Consider the following 17434-nt stretch of genomic DNA (forward strand, 5'->3'; position numbering starts at 1 on the left):
CGGACATGGAGAACTGCATGAAACACCACGCCCTCTATCTCGCCGGCGCGCTCGCGTTGGTTTCCCTCGGCACCGTCGCGTTCGCACAAGACCCGGCGCCGGCGGCCAAGCCGCACGGTGGCCACGCGATGCGACTGGACACGAACCGGGACGGGGCGATCGACCGCACAGAAGCGGCCGCGATGCCGCGGCTGGCCGAGCGCTTCGAGCAACTCGACCGCAACGGCGACGGTCGCCTCGATGCCGGCGAACGTCCCCGCCATCGCATGGGCAGGCACGGCGGGGGCAGGCACGGCGGAGGCAGGCATGGTGGTCTCGCCAGCCTCGACACCGACAACGACGGCCGCATCAGCCGCAGCGAAGCAGCCGCCGCGACCGGCGGACGGCAGAAGCTCGCGGCGGAGTTCGCGGCGATCGACGCCAACAAGGATGGCTACCTGGTCCGCGGCGAACTGCGCGCCTACCACGAGCGCATGCGGCCGCGGCGCGAGGCGGAACGCGCGCAGCGCTTCGATGCGAAGTTCGCCGAGGCCGACCTCAACCGCGACGGCAAGCTCAGCCGCATCGAAGTGGGCGAGAAGATGCCGCGCCTGGCCGATCGGTTCAGCTGGATGGACGACGACCGCGACGGTTTCCTCAGCCGCGAGGAATTGCGGACAAAGGATCGGCGCCGCTGATGCGCTGAAGAAGGCCATGGAGCGGCCTGCCCGCGGAGGCACGCAGCGCCGGTCGGGACAGTGAACGACACGGTCGATCTGGACGCGGCATTCGAGTGGATGGCACCGCCCTGCGCGCGGGCGCTGCCACGACTGCTGCGAGTGGACGCCGTGGGATGCCACTGATGTCGCATCCGCGACCGGGGAAGTTCGTCGGTGGCGTCCCGCTTGCCGAAGGCATGGCGGAACGCCAGGTGTGCGGAGGCTGCCTGCGCATCGTGGCCTCCGTCCTGGCGTCCACGGGCAGGATCCCCATCTACCCGACCAGGCGCACGCCCGTGCAGTGGCAGGAGGGCAGCCGCGGCTTCGGTGACCTCGTGATCCCGGCTGTAGACGTCGTCGCTGCGCGGAGCGCGTTCGCTAGCGCTCGTCGAGCACGTGCCAATGGACGCCGTCGCGCGCGACCGTGAGGCGGAGGCGATCGGTGTCGATCGTGCGTCCGCCCTGCCGGGTCAGGACCAGCAGTTCGACGGTGCCGCTGCCGGAACCGTCGGTGCGGTACTGCCGCGCGTCCACCCAGGTGGCGTCGGCCTCCGTCGCGCACGCCGAGGCGACCTGCACGGCGCGGCGGCTGGCGGCCATCCGGGCGAGCAGGTCCGGGCCCGGGTCGTTGCCATCGATGGCCAGGCACAACGGGCCCGTGCGCTGGCCGGTCGCCACGCGCCTGAACAGGGTTTCGGCGAGCGCGGGCGGGGTGGGGATGACGAAGGTGTCGGCCCCGGCGATCAGCGGCGAGCGCGGCGTATCCGCCGATGCCACGGCCGGCGTCGCAGGATCCGGCGTGCGGGTCGTGTTGCGGCGGGTGGTGACCAGCACCAGGCTGGCCATGACCGCGATCAGCGCCAGCAGGCCGTAGCGCATGCGCGAGCGTTTGCGCGCCGCATCTGCCGTGGCGTCCGCGTTGCGCTGGCGAATCTCCGGGGGCAGGAAGCTGTCGTCCGTCGACGGACCCGCCTGCAGCAGGCCCGCCTCGCGCAGCAGCTGCCGGGCTTGCGGTTGCTGCTCGGAGCGCACGACCCAGACCGCCGGGCGCGGCGTGCCGCCGGCCTGGTCGCGATAGCTGAAATTGCCGCGGATCGCGCTGCGGTAGCCGCGGCCGTTGGTGATGCGCACCTCGATGTCCTGCGCACGCAGCATGTCGGCCACGGCCTCGACGTTTTCCAGCCGCGGACTGCTGAAAACCTGCCTCATGCCGGCGGCCGGGCGGTCACTTGCGCGCCGGCACCTGGCCGGCCGTGTTGCCCTCCGCGACCACGCGGATCAGGCCTTCCTGCGCGGCGCTGGCCACCAGCCGGCCGTCGCGGTCGAAGATCTGGCCGCGCGCGAGCCCGCGCGCACCCTGCGCGCTGGGGCTGTCGATGTCGTAGAGCAGCCAGTCGTCGGCCCGGAACGGGCGATGGAACCACAGCGCATGGTCGAGCGAGGCCATCTGCACGTTGGGCTGGTAGTAGCTGATCGCGTGCGGGAAGGTGGTGGTGCCCAGCAGGTGGAAGTCGCTGGCGTAGGCGAGCAGGGCGCGGTGCAGCTCGGGCGCGTCGCCGACGCGTTCGCCGAGGCGAAACCAGACCTGCTGGAACGGGGGCCGTTTCGGCGGTCTGAGTTCATCGCGCGGATAGACATGGCGGAACTCGAACGGCCCCATCCGGCTGAGCCAGCGCTGGATCTTGGTCGGCAGCGTGGCCATCACGTCCGTCGGCACCGCCGCCGCGGGTTCCAGGTCCTCCGGCTTGGGCACCTCCGGCATGGAGAGCTGGTGCTCGGCACCGTCCTCGGCCTGCTGGAACGAGGCCGCGACCACGAAGATCGGCTGGCCATGCTGGATCGCGGTGACGCGGCGCACCGAGAAACTGCCGCCGTCGCGGGTGCGGTCGACGTCGTAGACGATGGGATGGCGGATGTCGCCGGCGCGCAGGAAGTAACCGTGGAGCGAATGGGCCGCGCGCGGGGCGTCGACGTCGTCGAGCGTGGCCTGCGCCGCCGACAGCGCCTGGCCCAGCACCTGGCCGCCGAACACGTACTTGGTGCCGATGTCGCGGCTCTGGCCACGGAACAGGTTGTCCTCCAGGCGCTCCAGCGACAGCAGTTCGATCAGTTCGGCGACGGCGGAGGACATGGCGTGGTCGAGGGTGCGGGCCGCCGGATTATACGGGGCGGCCGCGCGCGGCCTGCCGGGCAGTGTCCGCTGCCCTCGCCGTGGGCGGTGCACGCGGCAGGCAAGGCGCGGGCATGCGCGGGCCGGTCCGATGCCGCGACTGCGGCGCTCGCGCGGGATGCGCGCTGCGGGATCGCCCAACGCGCCTTGCGCCGCTCAGCCCCACATCCGCTGCAGCGGCGTCGACGCCAGCACGCGCGACCAGGGGAACAGTGGACCCGGGTCGCGCTTGCGCCTGACCCGGATCGCGGGATTGTCGGTGGCCGGTTCGGTGCCGGTGTCGAGGTCCTCGTGGCCGGCGATCCATCGCAGCGATGGCAGGGTCGCCTGCAGCGTCGCCAGCAGTTGCACGAGGGCGTCGACCTGCGGTGCCGGGTAGGCCTCGTCCATTGCCTGGTGGCGCGAGTCCAGCCACTGCGGCCAGCGCCCGCGGTTGACCAGTTCGATGCCAAGCGCGCGCTCGTTGTAGCCACGCACGTGGTGGGCGATGCGATCAGCGCGCACGTAGCGCACCGTGCGGCCATCGCGGTCGATGTACCAGTGCCCGCTGTTGCCGGTCCCGCTCTCGGCGTAGACGATGCGCTCGCCGTATTCGCGCGCGGTGGCCAGGTCGGGCAATTCCGTGCAGTGCACGACCACCAGGTCCACCTGCGACAGTGGGCGCGGTTCGAGCCGGTCTTCGTAGGGCAGCGGATCGATGTGCATGGGTGCGGGGTGTCGTCGCGGCGATCGGGCGCCGGGCAGCGCGGTCGGGGCGGGTCGTGGGCGCGGGCCGATGCTAGCATTCGCGCATGAAGCTGCCCCGCGCCGATTCCGAGCTGTACCGCCTGATGACGTGCTTCCCGCGGGGCGGCCGCGTCGAGTGGATCGGCCTGCGTCCGGCGCGCGACGTGGACATGGAGGAGGTCGACGCGGCCGAGGCCGTCATCGGCGGAGGACTGCGTGGCGATCGTTACGCCGGCGGCAGCGGCAAGCGCGACGTCACCCTGATCCAGGCCGAACACCTGCCGGTGATCGCGGCGCTGGCCGGCCACGACGCGATCGCGCCCGCGCTGCTGCGCCGCAACCTGGTCGTTTCCGGCGCTCCCCTGGTCGCCTTCAAGGGCTTGCGCTTCCAGGTGGGCGAGGTGCTGCTCGAAGGCACCGACGCCTGCGACCCGTGTTCGCGGATGGAAGAGGCGCTGGGTCCCGGCGGCTACAACGCCATGCGCGGGATGGGCGGCCTGTGCGCGCGCGTGCTCGGGGGCGGGACGCTGCGCGTCGGCGATCGCGTCGTCGCCCACGCCGGATGAGCATGCGCGGGCACTGCATCCTGTCGCATGGCTTCGAAAGCGGTCCGGACGCGACCAAGGTCACCGCGCTGGCGGAGGCGGCCGCGCGACTGGGCTGGAGCCACGAGCGCCCCGACTACACCGACCTGGACGCGAAATGCGAGGTCAGCGAGCTCGGCGACGTCCCGGCGCGGCTGCAGCGCCTGCTGTCGACCGCGCGCGACCGCAGCGCGCGCGCCGACGGCGCCCCGCTGGTGCTGGCCGGGTCCAGCCTCGGGGCCTACATTTCCGGGCTGGCGTCATTGCAGATCCAGGTCGCCGGCCTGTTCCTGATGGCGCCACCGGTGCGCATGGGCCAGGCGCAACCGCTGGATGCGGCCGCGGTGCCGATCTCCATCATCCACGGCTGGGACGACGAACTGATCCCGGCCGCCCAGGTCGTCGAATGGGCGCGGCCGCGACGGGCCAGGCTGGTGCTGGTCGACGACGGGCACCGTCTGTCGGACCACGTCGAGGCGTCGGCCGCCGCCTTCTCCGCCTTGTTGTCCGCCCTCTAGCCCATGAAATTCTTCCTCAGCTGCGGCAAGGGGCTGGAGTACCTGCTCGCCGACGAGATCACGGCGCTGGGCTGCCAGCGCGCCAGTGCCACGATCGCCGGCGTGAACGTCGAGGGCGAGCTGGCCGACGCGCAGCGAGCGGTGTTGTGGTCGCGCCTGGCCAGCCGAGTGCTATGGCCGCTGGCCGAGTTCTATTGCGACGACGAGGACGTGCTCTATCGCAGCGTCAATGCATTGCCCTGGCAGGAGCACCTGGATGCAGGCATGACCCTGGCGGTGGATGCCCACGTCTCCGGCGACGGCATCACCCACGAGCGCTTCGCGGCGCAGCGGGTCAAGGACGCGGTGGTCGACAAGATGCGTGCCTGGTGCGGTGATCGGCCCAGCGTCGACGTGGACGCCCCCGACCTGCGCCTGAACCTGGTGCTGCGCAAGGGTCGCGCGATCCTGTCGGTCGACCTCGGCGGCGGTCCCATGCATCGGCGCGGCTGGCGCAAGGTCCAGGGCGAGGCGCCCCTCAAGGAAACCCTGGCGGCGGCGGTGCTGCTGCGCGGCGGCTGGCCGCAGGTGTACGCGGACGGCGGCACGCTGCTGGACCCGATGTGCGGCAGCGGTACCTTGCTGATCGAAGGCGCGGAGATGGCCGCGGATGTCGCCCCGGGCCTGCGGCGGCACGGTGAAGTCCCGCCAACGCGTTGGCTCGGCTTCGACACCGCGGGCTGGTGGCGGATGCACGACGATGCGCTGGTGCGGGAGCGCAAGGGCCGCGGCGCATTGCGGCATGCCTTCCATGGCAGCGACCTCGATCCGCACGCGATCCGGGCCGCACGCGAGAACGCGACCGCGGCGGGGTTCCGGGATGCCATCGCCTTCGACGAGCGCCAGGCCGGCGCCCTGCTGCCTCGTCCCGAGCCTCGCGGCCTGGTCGTCTGCAATCCGCCCTACGACGCGCGGCTGCAGGCCGATGCCGCGCTGTATGCCGCCCTGGGCGAGGCCCTGCGGCATGCCGTGCCCGGTTGGCGCGCCAGCCTGCTGTGCGGCAGCCAGGCGCTCGCCAGGGCGACCGGCCTGCGCGCGCAGAAGACCTACCAGCTGTTCAACGGCGCGCTCGAATGCAGCCTGCTGGTCTGCGACCCGGTGAAGCCGGCCGTCCTCGCCCCGGGCGAACCGCGCGAACTGTCGCCGGGTGCGCGCATGCTGGCCAACCGCCTGCGCAAGAACCTGCGCGCGCTCAAGGCGTGGCGCGCGCGCGAGGGCGTGGACTGCTTCCGGGTCTACGACGCGGACCTGCCCGAGTACGCCGCCGCCATCGACGTCTATACCGAGGCCGACGATCCCGACGCGGTCTGGCTGCACGTGCAGGAATACGCCGCGCCCAAGGACATCCCGGAGGCCGACGTGCGCCGGCGCTTCGGCGAAATCCTTGCCGCGGCGCGCGACGTCTTCGGCCTGCCGCGCGAACGGGTGGCGACCAAGGTGCGTGCGCGCGGCAAGGGCGGCAGCAAGTACGCGCAGGACCCGGGGCAGGCGCAGCGCGACGAGCGCATCGTCGTGCGCGAAGGCGCCGCGCGGCTGCAGGTCAACCTGTTCGACTACCTCGACACGGGCCTGTTCCTGGACCACCGCCCCGTGCGCCAGCGCATCGCGCAGGAAGCGGAAGGCCGGCGCTTCCTCAACCTGTTCTGCTACACCGGCGCGGCCACCGTGCAGGCGGCCGTGGGCGGCGCGGCGACGACCACCAGCGTCGACCTGTCCGCGACCTACCTGCAATGGCTGGCCGACAACCTGCAGGAGAACGGTCTGGGGGGATACCAGCACCGGCTGGTGCAGGCCGACGCCCTGGCCTGGCTGGAGGCGGACATGGGGATCTACGACCTGGTGTTCTGCGATCCGCCGACCTTTTCCAATTCCGCGCGCGCCGACGACTTCGACCTGCAGCGCGAACACGTGCGCCTGCTGCAGGCGGCGGTGGCGCGGCTGTCGCCCGATGGCGTGCTGTACTTCTCCAACAACTACCGCCGTTTCCGCCTCGACGAGGCGGCGGTACCGCGATTCGCGCGTTGCCAGGACCTCGGGGCGGCGTCGATCCCGCCGGATTTCGCCCGCAACCCGCGGATCCACCAGGCCTGGCGCCTGCGGCCGCTCTAGCGTCGTCCGGTGGGTGGCACCCAGTGTTGCAGCGATGGCACTGGCCTGCGACGCGATCGCCCCGACACTGCAAGCATCGACCCGCAGGAGCCACCGACATGCAGAACACGACCACCCCCGCCGATGCCGTTGTCGTGCGCCGCATCCGCGGCAGCGCCACCTCCGATGGCGCCGGGGTCAGGCTGACGCGGGTCATCGGCGGCGCCGAGCTGCCCGACCTCGACCCGTTCCTGCTGCTCGACGAGTTCGGCACCGACCGCCCCGAGGATTACCTCGCGGGGTTCCCGGACCATCCGCACCGCGGCTTCGAGACGGTCACCTACATGCTCGACGGGCGCATGCGCCACTGCGACAACCACGGCAACGAGGGCCTGCTCGTCCCGGGCAGCGTCCAGTGGATGACGGCGGGCCGGGGCCTGGTGCATTCGGAGATGCCCGAGCAGGAGTCGGGACGGATGCGCGGCTTCCAGCTGTGGGTCAACCTGCCGGCCCGGGACAAGATGACCGCGCCGCGCTACCAGGAGTTCGCCGCCGAGCGCATCCCGGTCGCGCGTCCTGCCCCGGGGGTCTCGGTCAAGGTGATCGCCGGTGAGGTGGGCGGCGTGCAAGGCCCGATCGTGCAGCCCGCCACCGACCCGCTGTACGTCGACCTCGTGCTCGATGCGGGCGCGGGCTGGTCGTTGCCGTTGCCCGAAGGCCACAACGCCTTTGCCTATGTCTACGAGGGCGCGGTGACGATCGCCGATGCCGGAGATGGCGCGCGCGACCTGGGCGCACAGGAACTGGGCGTGCTTGGCGGCGGCGGCCGGTTGCGCCTGCGGGCGGCGGGGCAGGGCGCCCGGCTGATCGTGGTGGCGGGTCGGCCCTTGCGCGAGCCCGTCGCCCGCCACGGCCCGTTCGTGATGAACACGCGGCAGGAACTGATGCAGGCCTTCGTCGACTTCCAGGAAGGCCGGTTCTAGGCAGCGGCGCGGGCGGACGGGACCCGTGCCCACGGACGCCCCGCGGGCATCAGCCGGTCAGTTGCTGGTCAACAGCGCCGGCTGGAAGCGCAATGCTTCCACCTGGCGCATCGCCTCGTCCTTCTGCGCCTGGCTGCTGGCCTGCAAGGTGATGTGGGCGACGCGGTCGCGGCCCAGCTCGACGAGGGTCTCGCGGATGATCGCGTCCGGATTGGACGCGACCTCGCTGCGGTACCAGCGCTGGGCATGGCCGTCGATCACCGATTCCTCGGCGCGGTCGGCGCGGCTGGGCTTGAACGGACTGTCCTTGCCGAGCATCACCGCGAAGGCCTGGGTCCCGTCAGCGGTCCGGATGGCCTTGCAGAAGGTGAAGTCGGGGCCATCGAGCTGGTCCCAGTGCAGGCCGCTGTCGGCCGGCAAGGTCGGGCAGTGGCCCGCGGACTGCGCGGATGCCCCGGCGGCCGGAAGCAGGCAGGCCAGGACGCACGCGAGCACTCTGGTCGTGGATGAAGTCATCGTTTTCCCCTTCTATGGCGTAGCGGCGTGGACACGCTACGACCGATACTCCCCCGTGCACGGCCTTCAAACCGTGACCGGGTTCAATGTTCGGGCAAGGGAATGCGCTCGTCGTCGCCCGGCACGGTGCCGAAACGCCCGGTTTCCCAGCCGCGCTTCGCCTCCTCGATGCGCTCCTTCGACGAGGACACGAAATTCCACCAGAGGTGGCGTGGGCCATCGAGGGGTTCTCCGCCCAGCAGCATGGCCTTCACCGGCGTGCGTGCGCGCAGCCGGGCGCGGTGGCCACGGTCGAGCAGGACCAGGTGTTGCGCCGGGATGTCGGCGCCATCGACCTGGGCGTCGCCAGCCAACACGTACAGGGCCCGCTCCGCGTGGCCGGCTTCGATGACGGTTTCGGCATCCGCTTCCAGGTCGATGGCGACGTTGAGGATCTCGCCGAAGACGCGGACCGGCGATTCCCGGTCGTAGGCGCGCCCGGCGATGACGCGCAGGCGCGCGCCGCGATGCGCCACCTCCGGCAAGGTCGCGGCGGCGTGGTGGTGGAACGCGGGTGCCGTTTCCTCGTCGGCGCGTGGCAGCGCCACCCAGGTCTGCATCCCGTGCAGCGGATGCTCGCCTTCGCGCAGGCGGCGGGGGGTGCGCTCGGAATGGACGATGCCGCGGCCGGCGGTCATCCAGTTGACGTCGCCGGGCTGGATGTCCTGGTCGGAGCCCAGGCTGTCGCGATGCCGGATCACGCCGGACCACAGGTAGGTCACCGTGGCCAGGCCGATGTGCGGGTGCGGGCGCACGTCGACGCCGCGGCCGGGTTCGAACACCGCCGGACCCATCTGGTCGACGAAGACGAACGGACCGACGCTGCGTGCCTGCACTGTCGGCACCGCGCGACGGACCTGGAAGCCCCCCAGGTCGTGGATGCCCGGGCTGATCACCTCGACCATGGCGCCACCTCCCATTGGCAACGGACCGTCAGCCTGCCATCGAAGCGGCCGGGTGTCGAAGTCCCTCGCTTGTTGGTGGCGGCGACGGCGTCGCCGGGCGCCTCAGTCAGGTGCGTGCAGGGCGAGCCGGATGGCCGGCGCGTCGCCGGGGTCCACCGAGACCAGGCGCAGGACGCGCGGACCGAGGGGATGGCTGTCGTCGCCGCCGTGGCTGGACAGGCGGAACGTCTGGGCGTCGGCATTGACCGGTTCCCAGTGCAGCGAGATCTCCGCGCTGCCGGCCCAGACGCATTGGACATCGACCGGGCAGCGCGAATCGGCGACCAGGGCGAGGTAGCTCAGCGCGCCTTGCCCGGCGAGCGACACGCGCTCGCCGATGGCCAGTTCGAAGGTGTCGCCCTCGCCGATCGTGCGCAGGGTCTCGGGATCCGGGCGCGCGGTGCTGCACGCGCAGGCCAGCATCGCCAACAGCAGGAGGGCCAGGAAGTTGCGGAACTGCGGTTGTGCAGGGGCATCGGCCATGCTTGGCTCCGTTCGGGCGGGTGGACCGTGATGCAGGGAAGGTGGTGTCACCGGTCGTCGCGTCGCGACGCCAGGCGATCGGCAAGGCGGGTCGGTTCGGGCAGGCGGTAGGTCGTCACCCAACGCATGACCAGGTCCGCGGCCGAAGCCATCGCCACGTGGTGCCCGGGAGAGACCACCAGGGGACGACAGTGCAGCTTGCTGCGCAACAGCCAGCCGACCTGGCGGCCGTCGTGGCGCAGCGCCGTATAGGCGCCGCGGGTGTCGTGCGGCTCGGGTCCGGAACCGGTCAGGATCTTCTTCGCCACGCCGATGCTCGGCACGCCGGTGGCCAGGCCGAAATGGGCGGCCACGCCCAGACCGCGTGGATGGGCGATGCCCTGGCCGTCGAGCAGCGCCAGGTCGGGTGTCTGCGACAACGCATCGAGCACCTGCAGCAAGGCCGGGAGTTCCCGGAACGACAGCAGGCCGGGGATGTACGGCAGCGAGGTCGGGATCCGGACGCAACGGGATTCCAGGACCTGCAGGCTGTCTGCGTCGAGCAGTACCGCGGCGGCGCGGGTGGTCCGGCCGGCGTCCTCGAAGCCGACGTCGAAGCCGGCGACGGTGCGCAGCGGCTTGCGGAAACCGTCGCGCAACCGCACCTGCGATGCCAGTTCGGCCTGCATGGCGCGGGCCGCCGCCGGCGTCCCGTCCCAGCCTTCGAACGCCGTGGGCATCATCGCGGACGATCCCCGTCGCGCGCGTGGACGAGGCGGGCGCGTCCATCCTCGCCGAACCGCACGGTATAGCGATTGTCGTACTCGGACTCGTCCATGGCAGCGACGGTGCAGGCGCACAGCGCGGACACGATCGCGGGCACGGTGTTGCTGTGCCCGACGACCACCACCGTGCCGGCGGGATGTCGGTTGCGCAGTTCCCGGGCGAACGTGTCCGCAGGCTGCGTGGCATCGTAAGGGCGCACCTCCAGCCCGTGCCTCGCCGCGACCGGTGCCGCGGTCTGGCGGGTGCGGCGGTAGTCGGTGGAATACACCGCCACCACGGGTTCGTCCGCCAGCGACGCGGCGAGGGCGGCGGCGCGTTGCCGGCCGGCCTCGGCAAGCACGGGATCGCTGGGGTCGTCGGCGGCCTTTTCCGCATGCCGCACCACGACGAACGTGGCGGCAGGCGCCGGGGCCACCGGAAGGGCGGCGCATCCGGCTGCCGCCAGGAGGAGGGATGCGGCGAAGAGGAGGGCGGTACGCGGCATGGCGTGGTTCCGTGGGTTGCCGTGACGCGCACATCCTGCCCCACCGGCGGTGAACTCCCGCCGAGTTTCCGCCGCGCAGTCTTCAGCGCAGCGAGGCATCGAGTTCCGCCAACCGTTGCGGCGTGCCGACGTCGGTCCAGCGGCCGTCGTGGCGCTCGCCGGTCACGCGACCACGTGCCATCGCCGCGCGGAGCAAGGGCGCGAGCTTGAAGCGGGGAGGCTCCGCCTCGGCCCCGGGCGCCGCGCCGACGATGCCACGCCAGTCGTCGAACAACCGGAGCCGGTACAGCCCGATGCCGGCGAAGGTCAGGCAATCCTTGCCACGCGAGGCCACGCGGCCATCCGCGGCCAATGCGAAATCCCCCGCCGGGTTGTGCGGCGGGTTGTCGACGAGCACGAGGTGGGCGTCGCCGGCGAAGTCGCGCGGCAGGCGCGCGAAGTCGTGGTCGGTCCAGATGTCGCCGTTGACGACGAGGAAGGCCGCGTCGGCATCGCCGCCTTCGGCGAGCCATTCGCGGGCGTGCCAGATCCCGCCGCCGGTCTCCAGCGGCACCGGGCCGTCATGGGACCAGCGCAGCCGGAGTCCCCAGCGGGCACCGTCGCCCAGCACCTGCGGGAACCGGTCGGCCAGCCAGGAGGTGTTGACGACCACCTCGCGCACGCCCATCGCCGCCAGCTTCTCCAGGTGCCAGGCGATCAAGGGTTTGCCGCCGACGTGGAGCAGGGGTTTGGGCGTGGTGTTCGTGAGCGGGCGCATGCGCTCGCCCAGGCCCGCCGCGAGGATCAGCGCCTTCATGGAAGTGCCCGCGTGGGCAGGGTCGCATAGCGAAAAGGGGTCACAGCGAAGTTGCGCGTCACCCTCCGAAGGGAATCTGGTGACGCAGGCGCGGAATTCACCGTGCCCGCTTTTCGATTCGAAGCCTTCACTTCGACCCCTTCTCGTTCGCGTCGCGCAACCTGGGCCGGACCCGGGTGTCGATCAACTCGGCCAGCGGCGCCAGCGCCGGGTACCGCGGCAGCACGGCGTCGAGGTAGGCGAGGAAGCGCGGCGCGTCCTCCAGGTACCGGGGCTTGCCGTCGCGATGCCGCAGCCGCGCGAAGATGCCCAGCACCTTGAGGTGGCGCTGGACGCCGATCAGGTCCGCGTCTCGGTGGAATCGCTCCAGGTCCGGCACCGGCAGCCCGGCGTCCCTTGCGCGCGCGTGGTAGCGCGCGAGCCATCCGTCCACGCGCGACTGCGGCCAGCTTACGAACGCGTCCTTGAACAGGCACAGCGGGTCGTAGGCAATCGGTCCGCGTACGGCGTCCTGGAAATCCAGCACCGCCGGGCCATCGGCGGCCGGCATCAGGTTGCGCGGCATGAAGTCGCGGTGGACCAGCACTTGCGCCTGGTCCAGGGCGGCGTCCACCAGCAGGCGATGGATGTCCTCCAGTCGTGCCGCTGCCTCGGGGTCGAGCGTGATGCCGAGGTGCCTGCCGAGGAACCACTCGTCGAACAGGCGCAGTTCGCGCAGCAGCAGGGCCTCGTCGTAGGCGGGGAACGCATCGTCCACGCGGACCGCCTGCAGCTTGAGCAGTTGCGTGATCGCCGCATCGAACAGGGCATCGGCGTTGCCGTCGCCGAGGACCTGCAGGTAGGTGTCGCCGCCCAGGTCCTCCAGCAGCAGGAATCCCTGCACTTCGTCGCGCGCCAGCACGGCCGGGACGCGCACGCCGGCGTCCCCGAGCAGGTCGCGGACGCGCAGCCAGGGCCACACGTCCTCGAGGTCGGGCGGCGAGTCCATCACGATGCGGGTCGAACCGCCGCCGTAAAGCCGCCAGTAGCTGCGGAAACCGGCATCGGTCGATGCGCGCTCGAGCGAGGCGCCGGGCTCGCCGGCGGCGGCGCGCGCCCATGCCAGGCGCTGTTCGTGGCGCGGGAGGTCCTGGGGGAGTGGCGTCGGCATGCGGGTCGCGTTCGAAGGGGTTCGGGTCTACAGGGTAAACTCCGCCGTATGCTGCGCGCAGGGATCCGCCCCAGGGGGCCAAAAAGATGACCAAGGTCCGGGCGGTCCTGTTGTCCGGGGGATCCGGTACGCGGCTGTGGCCCTTGTCGCGGGAAGCCTATCCCAAGCAGTTCCTGGCACTGGCCGGTGAGGCCACCATGCTGCAGGACACCTGGACGCGCGTCGCGGACATCGCCGACGGCCCGCCGATCGTGGTCGCCAACGAAGAGCATCGCTTCCTGGCGGCCGAACAGCTACGGATGGTTGGCGTGGAACGGGCGGCGATCCTGCTCGAACCGGTCGGCCGGAACACGGCGCCGGCGATCGCCGCAGCGGCCCTGCAGGCGATGGCCGAAGGCGGCGACCCCCTGCTGCTGGTGCTTCCCTCGGACCACGTGGTCGGCGACCCCGCGGCATTCCGCCAAGCGGTGACCCGGGCCTGCGCGGCAGCGCAAGAGGGCGCGCTGGTCACGTTCGGCATCCGGCCCGACGCACCCGAAACGGGTTTCGGGTACATCGAGGCCGAGCGCACCGACGAAGACGGGGGTGATGGCATCTTCGGCGTGCGGCGCTTCATCGAGAAGCCGGACGCCGCGACCGCGCAGTCCTACCTGGACGACGGCGGCTTCTACTGGAACAGCGGCATGTTCCTGTTCCGCGCATCGCGCTACCTTGCCGAGCTCGGGCGTTACCGGCCGGACATCGTGGCGGCTGTCCGGGGCGCGTTCGACGCCGCGGAGCGGGACGGCGACTTCCTGCGACTCGACAAGGACGCATTCGCGGCCAGCCCCTCCGATTCGATCGACTATGCGGTGATGGAGCGAACGGAGCGCGCGATGGTGCTGCCCGTCGACATCGACTGGAACGATGTCGGCTCGTGGTCGGCCCTGTGGGACGTCAGCGACCAGGACGACAACGGCAACGCAGGCCACGGGGACGTGATCGCGGTCGACTCGCGCAACAGCTTCGTCTGGTCGCGGCGCCTGGTGGCGCTGGTGGGCGTGGACGACCTGGTCGTCGTCGAAACCGCCGACGCGGTCCTGGTGGCGCACAAGGACCGGGTGCAGCAGGTCAAGGAAGTGGTCGCGGGACTCAAGGCCGCGGATCGCAGCCATGCGGTGCTGCACCGCGAGGTGCACCGCCCCTGGGGCAGCTACGACTCGGTCGATGTCGGCGACGGCTTCCAGGTCAAGCGCATCAAGGTCAAGCCCGGTGCCCGGCTCTCGCTCCAGTCGCACCGGCACCGCGCCGAGCACTGGATCGTGGTTCGAGGCACCGCGCGGGTCACCCGCGACAACGACGTGTTCGACCTGGTTGCGAACCAGTCGGCCTATATTCCCCTTGGCGCGCGCCACCGGCTGGAGAATCCCGGCGAGGACATGCTCGAATTGATCGAAGTGCAGTCCGGCGACTATCTCGGCGAGGACGACATCGTCCGTTACGAGGACGTGTACGGGCGCAGTTGAGGCGGGTCGACGTGCGCGGTCGCCCACGTGGCACGGGACTCTGCGAAAATGCGGGCCATGGCGAGCGATACGGCATCCGACGACGATCTCGACCGGCTCGAGGCCGAGAGCATCCACATCCTGCGCGAGGTCGCGGCCGAGTGCCGCAACCCCGTGCTGCTGTACTCCATCGGCAAGGACAGTTCGGTGCTGCTGCACCTGCTGCTCAAGGCGTTCTCGCCGTCCCGGCCCACCATCCCGCTGGTGCACGTCGATACGACCTGGAAGTTTCGCGAGATGATCGCGTTCCGTGATCGCCGGGCGGCCGAGACCGGCGTCGATCTGCGGGTGCACGTCAACGCGGATGGAGTCCGTGCCGGCATCGGGCCGCAGACCCACGGGGCCAGCGTCCATACGGAGATCATGAAGACCCAGGCCCTGAAACAGGCGCTGGCCGAGGGCGGCTACGACGCGGCCATCGGCGGTGCCCGGAGGGACGAGGAGAAATCCCGGGCCAAGGAGCGTATTTTCTCCTTCCGTGATTCGGCGCATCGCTGGGATCCGCGCCGGCAGCGTCCGGAGATCTGGAGTCTGTACAACGCCCGGGTGGCGCGGGGCGAGAGCGTGCGGGTCTTCCCGCTTTCGAACTGGACCGAGCTGGACGTCTGGCGCTACATCCAGCGCGAGGAGATCCCGGTCGTCCCGCTCTACTTTGCCGCCACCCGTCCGGTGGTGCAGCGCGACGGGGTTTGGATCATGGTCGATGACGAGCGTTTCCAGCTGGCGCCGGGCGAAGTCCCGCAGCACCGCCGCGTGCGGTTCCGCACGTTGGGGTGCTATCCGTTGACGGGCGCGATCGAGTCCGATGCCACCGCCATCGGCGCGGTCATCGCCGAGATGCGTGCGAATGGCCTTTCCGAGCGCTCGGGCCGGCTGATCGACAAGGCCGAAGGCGACTCGATGGAGAAGAAGAAGCGGGAGGGCTATTTCTGATGGAGTCCTGCCCGCCGGAGATCGTGGCGCGGTTCCGCATCGCCAGTCCGTCCTGCATCGACGTTTCGCTGCATGGCAGTGGGCCTGGCAGCCCCATGGCAGGTTCGCGGGGAGCGCGCGGGGGAGACAACGAAGATGTCGAACATGCGATCTGATTTCCTGCGGGTCGTCGCGTGCGGAAGCGTCGACGACGGGAAGAGCACCCTGATCGGGCGCTTGCTCCACGAGACCGGAAACATCCCGGAAGACGAGCGCGACGCCCTGGCGCTTGCGAGCGCGAGCCATGGAACCCGCGGCGGCGAAATCGACTATGCCCTGCTGCTGGACGGGCTTGACGCCGAGCGGGAACAGGGCATCACCATCGACGTCGCGTGGCGGCACTTGCAGACGTCGCGACGTCGCTTCCTCATCGCGGACTGCCCCGGGCATGCGCAGTACACGCGGAACATGGCCACGGGTGCATCGACCGCCGACATCGCCATCGTCCTCGTCGATGCCACCCGCGGCCTGCTTCCGCAGACGTTCCGCCACACCACGATCGCGGCCCTGTTCGGGGTAGGCCACGTCCTGCTGGCGGTGAACAAGATGGACCGGGTCGGCTACCGCCAGGATGTGTTCGACCGGCTCGTCGGCGAATATCTGGCGCATGCGCGGGAAGCGGGCGTCCATTCCGTCACCGCGATCCCCGTTGCCGCCGCCACAGGCGACAACGTCGTGGCGGGATCACGGAACCTGGCTTGGCACGACGGCCCCACGGTCCTTGAGTACCTCGAAACCGTGGAGGTCGAGCGCGCGCCGGGTCCGATGCGGCTACCGGTGCAGATGGTGCTGCGCGATGGGGGCGGGTCGCGCTGGCTTGCCGGAGTGCTGGCGTCGGGATCCTTGCGGACCGGCGATGTCGTGCGCGTGGGGCGGGCTGGCACCGAGGTCGGGGTCTCGGCGCTGCGCGTCGCCGGGGCGGATGCCGCGCTCGCTGGCCAAGGCGATGCCGTCGCCGTTCGCCTCGTCGAGGAAGTCGATGCGGGGCGCGGTGACGTGGTAACCCATGCGGGGGTGCCCTTGGATTACAGCGACCAGCTGGCGGCCGACCTGTTGTGGTTCGACGACGCGCCCCTGCTGCCCGGTCGGCGCTACCAGCTGAAGTTGGCGACGCGCAACGTCGGTGCGCGCGTTGGGGTGCTCAGGCACCGACTGGACCCGGGAAGCCTGCAGCGGCTGGCGGCGAAGAAGCTCGAAAAGCATGAGATTGGCGAGGTCACCCTCTCGCTGGATGAAGCGATCGCGTACGCGGCCCACGGGCAGGAGCCGGAACTGGGCAGTTTCATCCTCATCGACTCGTTGAGCCGCGCCACCGTCGCCTGCGGCATGGTGCGCCATGGCTTGCGGCGCGCGGAAAACCTTCATTGGCAGGCACTGGACGTCGATCGTGACGCCCGTGCGGCGATCAAGGGCCAGCATCCCCGCTGCGTGTGGTTCACGGGCTTGTCGGGTGCCGGAAAGTCCACGATCGCGAACCTGGTGGAGCGTGGCCTGCTGGAGCGGGGCTGCCATACCTACCTGCTCGACGGCGACAACGTCCGCCACGGACTGAATCGCGACCTCGGGTTCACGGATGAGGACCGGGTCGAGAACACGCGCCGGGTGGCCGAAGTGGCGCGATTGATGACGGATGCCGGCTTGATCGTGCTGGTCAGCTTCATTTCGCCGTTCCGGGCGGAGCGTCGTGCGGCTCGCGGATTGTTCGAACCGGGTGACTTCCTCGAAGTCTTCGTCGACACGCCCCTGGACGTCGCGGAAGCGCGGGATGCGAAGGGCTTGTACGCCAAGGCCCGGAGGGGTGAGCTGCCCCATTTCACCGGCATCGACTCGGCTTACGAGCGGCCGGAAGCGCCGGAGCTGACGCTCGATACCGTGTCGCAATCCGCGCAGGCACTCGCCAAGCGCGTCATCGCGAGGATCCTGGAGTGAGCCACG

The 17434-nt window shown here is 70.7% G+C and carries 18 protein-coding genes; 8 read left to right on the forward strand and 10 right to left on the reverse strand.

What is annotated here, in order from left to right; genetic code table 11:
- Nucleotides 1–17 precede the first annotated feature (17 nt).
- Complete coding sequence (locus tag ABD970_RS05890; RefSeq protein WP_345294601.1) at nucleotides 18–677, forward strand: hypothetical protein; 660 nt, start codon at nucleotides 18–20, stop codon at nucleotides 675–677.
- Between the two features lie 399 nt (nucleotides 678–1076).
- On the opposite strand, the gene ABD970_RS05895 is transcribed toward ABD970_RS05890, so the two are convergent.
- The 3 genes from ABD970_RS05895 to ABD970_RS05905 all read right to left on the reverse strand — a co-directional run bounded on the left by ABD970_RS05895 (nucleotide 1077) and on the right by ABD970_RS05905 (nucleotide 3573).
- Entirely contained in the window at nucleotides 1077–1907 is an 831-nt protein-coding gene (locus ABD970_RS05895) for a hypothetical protein (RefSeq protein WP_345294602.1), read from the reverse strand.
- A 16-nt stretch (nucleotides 1908–1923) separates the two neighbouring features.
- Nucleotides 1924–2829, reverse strand: a complete 906-nt coding sequence (tesB, locus tag ABD970_RS05900; RefSeq protein ID WP_345294603.1) for an acyl-CoA thioesterase II — start codon at nucleotides 2827–2829, stop codon at nucleotides 1924–1926.
- Nucleotides 2830–3024: 195 nt separating this feature from the next.
- A complete protein-coding gene (locus ABD970_RS05905; RefSeq protein WP_345294604.1) occupies nucleotides 3025–3573 on the reverse strand; it encodes an N-acetylmuramoyl-L-alanine amidase in 549 nt (182 codons plus the stop codon).
- Nucleotides 3574–3659: 86 nt separating this feature from the next.
- Here ABD970_RS05905 and ABD970_RS05910 point away from each other — a divergent pair, with 86 nt between their 5' ends.
- The 4 genes from ABD970_RS05910 (at nucleotide 3660) to ABD970_RS05925 (ending at nucleotide 7806) form a co-directional block, all read left to right on the forward strand.
- Nucleotides 3660–4160 carry an MOSC domain-containing protein gene (locus tag ABD970_RS05910; RefSeq protein ID WP_345294605.1) on the forward strand — a complete coding sequence of 167 codons (501 nt, stop codon included), beginning with the start codon at nucleotides 3660–3662 and terminating at the stop codon, nucleotides 4158–4160.
- A gap of 2 nt (nucleotides 4161–4162) precedes the next feature.
- The gene (locus tag ABD970_RS05915) at nucleotides 4163–4696 is read left to right on the forward strand and encodes an alpha/beta family hydrolase (RefSeq protein ID WP_345294606.1); all 534 of its coding nucleotides are present in this window, start codon (nucleotides 4163–4165) and stop codon (nucleotides 4694–4696) included.
- 3 nt (nucleotides 4697–4699) lie between these two features.
- Complete coding sequence (gene rlmKL / locus ABD970_RS05920) at nucleotides 4700–6844, forward strand: bifunctional 23S rRNA (guanine(2069)-N(7))-methyltransferase RlmK/23S rRNA (guanine(2445)-N(2))-methyltransferase RlmL (protein ID WP_345294607.1); 2145 nt, start codon at nucleotides 4700–4702, stop codon at nucleotides 6842–6844.
- 98 nt (nucleotides 6845–6942) lie between these two features.
- Complete coding sequence (locus ABD970_RS05925) at nucleotides 6943–7806, forward strand: pirin family protein (protein WP_345294608.1); 864 nt, start codon at nucleotides 6943–6945, stop codon at nucleotides 7804–7806.
- 57 nt (nucleotides 7807–7863) lie between these two features.
- Here ABD970_RS05925 and ABD970_RS05930 read toward each other — a convergent pair whose 3' ends face one another.
- The 7 genes from ABD970_RS05930 to ABD970_RS05960 form a co-directional block, all read right to left on the reverse strand.
- Nucleotides 7864–8322 carry a hypothetical protein gene (locus ABD970_RS05930; RefSeq protein WP_345294609.1) on the reverse strand — a complete coding sequence of 153 codons (459 nt, stop codon included), beginning with the start codon at nucleotides 8320–8322 and terminating at the stop codon, nucleotides 7864–7866.
- Nucleotides 8323–8405: 83 nt separating this feature from the next.
- A complete protein-coding gene (locus ABD970_RS05935) occupies nucleotides 8406–9266 on the reverse strand; it encodes a pirin family protein (protein WP_345294610.1) in 861 nt (286 codons plus the stop codon).
- 102 nt (nucleotides 9267–9368) lie between these two features.
- The gene (locus ABD970_RS05940; RefSeq protein ID WP_345294611.1) at nucleotides 9369–9788 is read right to left on the reverse strand and encodes a hypothetical protein; all 420 of its coding nucleotides are present in this window, start codon (nucleotides 9786–9788) and stop codon (nucleotides 9369–9371) included.
- A 47-nt stretch (nucleotides 9789–9835) separates the two neighbouring features.
- The gene (gene nfi / locus ABD970_RS05945; RefSeq protein ID WP_345294612.1) at nucleotides 9836–10510 is read right to left on the reverse strand and encodes a deoxyribonuclease V; all 675 of its coding nucleotides are present in this window, start codon (nucleotides 10508–10510) and stop codon (nucleotides 9836–9838) included.
- Nucleotides 10507–11037 carry a SixA phosphatase family protein gene (locus tag ABD970_RS05950; protein ID WP_345294613.1) on the reverse strand — a complete coding sequence of 177 codons (531 nt, stop codon included), beginning with the start codon at nucleotides 11035–11037 and terminating at the stop codon, nucleotides 10507–10509. The genes nfi and ABD970_RS05950 overlap by 4 nt, the downstream gene beginning before the upstream one ends.
- An 82-nt stretch (nucleotides 11038–11119) precedes the next feature.
- Complete coding sequence (gene murU, locus ABD970_RS05955) at nucleotides 11120–11833, reverse strand: N-acetylmuramate alpha-1-phosphate uridylyltransferase MurU (protein WP_345294614.1); 714 nt, start codon at nucleotides 11831–11833, stop codon at nucleotides 11120–11122.
- A gap of 127 nt (nucleotides 11834–11960) precedes the next feature.
- Nucleotides 11961–12983 (reverse strand): aminoglycoside phosphotransferase family protein, encoded by a 1023-nt coding sequence (locus ABD970_RS05960; protein WP_345294615.1) that lies wholly within the window; start codon nucleotides 12981–12983, stop codon nucleotides 11961–11963.
- Nucleotides 12984–13069: 86 nt separating this feature from the next.
- On the opposite strand from ABD970_RS05960, the gene ABD970_RS05965 reads away from it, so the two are divergent.
- The 3 genes from ABD970_RS05965 to cysC all read left to right on the forward strand — a co-directional run bounded on the left by ABD970_RS05965 (nucleotide 13070) and on the right by cysC (nucleotide 17428).
- The gene (locus ABD970_RS05965; protein WP_345294616.1) at nucleotides 13070–14488 is read left to right on the forward strand and encodes a mannose-1-phosphate guanylyltransferase/mannose-6-phosphate isomerase; all 1419 of its coding nucleotides are present in this window, start codon (nucleotides 13070–13072) and stop codon (nucleotides 14486–14488) included.
- A 27-nt stretch (nucleotides 14489–14515) separates the two neighbouring features.
- Nucleotides 14516–15460, forward strand: coding sequence for a sulfate adenylyltransferase subunit CysD (cysD, locus tag ABD970_RS05970; protein ID WP_345294617.1), 945 nt, complete (start codon nucleotides 14516–14518; stop codon nucleotides 15458–15460).
- A gap of 144 nt (nucleotides 15461–15604) precedes the next feature.
- Entirely contained in the window at nucleotides 15605–17428 is a 1824-nt protein-coding gene (gene cysC / locus ABD970_RS05975) for an adenylyl-sulfate kinase (RefSeq protein WP_345294618.1), read from the forward strand.
- Nucleotides 17429–17434 lie beyond the last annotated feature (6 nt).

It is taken from the genome of Luteimonas vadosa, assembly GCF_039543545.1.
Classification (GTDB): Bacteria; Pseudomonadota; Gammaproteobacteria; order Xanthomonadales; family Xanthomonadaceae; genus Luteimonas; species Luteimonas vadosa.

What these genes read in the sequence shown, in the direction of transcription:
- ABD970_RS05965 (WP_345294616.1), top strand. Translation starts at nt 13,070, where the DNA reads ATGACCAAGGTCCGGGCGGTCCTGTTGTCCGGGGGATCCGGTACGCGG.
- murU (WP_345294614.1), bottom strand. Translation starts at nt 11,833, where the DNA reads ATGAAGGCGCTGATCCTCGCGGCGGGCCTGGGCGAGCGCATGCGCCCG.
- ABD970_RS05930 (WP_345294609.1), bottom strand. Translation starts at nt 8,322, where the DNA reads ATGACTTCATCCACGACCAGAGTGCTCGCGTGCGTCCTGGCCTGCCTG.
- ABD970_RS05950 (WP_345294613.1), bottom strand. Translation starts at nt 11,037, where the DNA reads ATGCCGCGTACCGCCCTCCTCTTCGCCGCATCCCTCCTCCTGGCGGCA.
- ABD970_RS05890 (WP_345294601.1), top strand. Translation starts at nt 18, where the DNA reads ATGAAACACCACGCCCTCTATCTCGCCGGCGCGCTCGCGTTGGTTTCC.
- cysC (WP_345294618.1), top strand. Translation starts at nt 15,605, where the DNA reads ATGCGATCTGATTTCCTGCGGGTCGTCGCGTGCGGAAGCGTCGACGAC.
- ABD970_RS05905 (WP_345294604.1), bottom strand. Translation starts at nt 3,573, where the DNA reads ATGCACATCGATCCGCTGCCCTACGAAGACCGGCTCGAACCGCGCCCA.
- ABD970_RS05935 (WP_345294610.1), bottom strand. Translation starts at nt 9,266, where the DNA reads ATGGTCGAGGTGATCAGCCCGGGCATCCACGACCTGGGGGGCTTCCAG.
- ABD970_RS05895 (WP_345294602.1), bottom strand. Translation starts at nt 1,907, where the DNA reads ATGAGGCAGGTTTTCAGCAGTCCGCGGCTGGAAAACGTCGAGGCCGTG.
- ABD970_RS05910 (WP_345294605.1), top strand. Translation starts at nt 3,660, where the DNA reads ATGAAGCTGCCCCGCGCCGATTCCGAGCTGTACCGCCTGATGACGTGC.
- ABD970_RS05925 (WP_345294608.1), top strand. Translation starts at nt 6,943, where the DNA reads ATGCAGAACACGACCACCCCCGCCGATGCCGTTGTCGTGCGCCGCATC.
- nfi (WP_345294612.1), bottom strand. Translation starts at nt 10,510, where the DNA reads ATGATGCCCACGGCGTTCGAAGGCTGGGACGGGACGCCGGCGGCGGCC.
- ABD970_RS05940 (WP_345294611.1), bottom strand. Translation starts at nt 9,788, where the DNA reads ATGGCCGATGCCCCTGCACAACCGCAGTTCCGCAACTTCCTGGCCCTC.
- rlmKL (WP_345294607.1), top strand. Translation starts at nt 4,700, where the DNA reads ATGAAATTCTTCCTCAGCTGCGGCAAGGGGCTGGAGTACCTGCTCGCC.
- tesB (WP_345294603.1), bottom strand. Translation starts at nt 2,829, where the DNA reads ATGTCCTCCGCCGTCGCCGAACTGATCGAACTGCTGTCGCTGGAGCGC.
- ABD970_RS05960 (WP_345294615.1), bottom strand. Translation starts at nt 12,983, where the DNA reads ATGCCGACGCCACTCCCCCAGGACCTCCCGCGCCACGAACAGCGCCTG.
- ABD970_RS05915 (WP_345294606.1), top strand. Translation starts at nt 4,163, where the DNA reads ATGCGCGGGCACTGCATCCTGTCGCATGGCTTCGAAAGCGGTCCGGAC.